Genomic DNA, 751 nt, shown 5'->3' on the forward strand with positions numbered 1-751 from the left:
GGCCATCGCAACCAAACCTAAATTGTTGATTGCCGATGAACCTACTAACGACTTGGACCCCATCACTCAATCGCAGATTCTGCGTTTGTTGAGCCGAATGAACCAGCTCAACAACACCACGATTTTGCTGATCGGTCACGACTTGGCTACCATCACGCAATGGGCAAGCCGAATTACCGTCATGTACTGTGGTCAGTCGGTTGAGTCTGCCGACACCGACAAAATCATCGAAGCACCTAAACACCCTTACACTGACGCGCTGCTAAAAGCGATGCCAGATTTTAATGATTGGGTGCCACACAAGCAGAAACTGCAATCGCTACCTGGGTCTATCCCTCCTTTGCAGCATCTGCCAATTGGTTGTCGATTAGGGCCGCGTTGTCCGTACGCGCAAAAACAGTGTGTTGAAATTCCACACACGCGACGCATTAAAAACCATAAGTTTAACTGCCACTTTCCATTGAACACGGAGAAGAAGTCATGAGTGCGTTACTCGAAGTCGATAACTTATCGAAGCAGTTTGTCACGCGTTCTCGACTATTCAGACGTCAAGTTAATGAAGCGGTTAAACCCGTGAGCTTTACGCTAGAACCGGGGCAAACTATTGGCTTTATTGGCCAGAATGGCTCCGGTAAATCAACACTTGCACGTATGCTCGCAGGCGTTGTTGAACCGAGCTCTGGTGAGATCCGAGTCAATGGTGAGCGTTTAGAACACAAAGATTACGCAACGCGATGTAAGTTGATTCGCA

At 48.2% G+C, this 751-nt stretch carries 2 protein-coding genes; both read left to right on the top strand.

Annotated features, from left to right (window positions below; translation table 11 throughout):
• The coding region (locus tag R7P74_RS26170; RefSeq protein WP_336624115.1) for an oligopeptide/dipeptide ABC transporter ATP-binding protein at positions 1-484 on the top strand (484 nt) is incomplete at its 5' end.
• Positions 481-751 (top strand): ATP-binding cassette domain-containing protein (locus tag R7P74_RS26175; protein WP_318123563.1); only part of this gene is annotated, 271 nt, incomplete at its 3' end. The genes R7P74_RS26170 and R7P74_RS26175, both read left to right, overlap by 4 nt.

This window comes from Vibrio sp. 2033 (assembly GCF_033339735.1).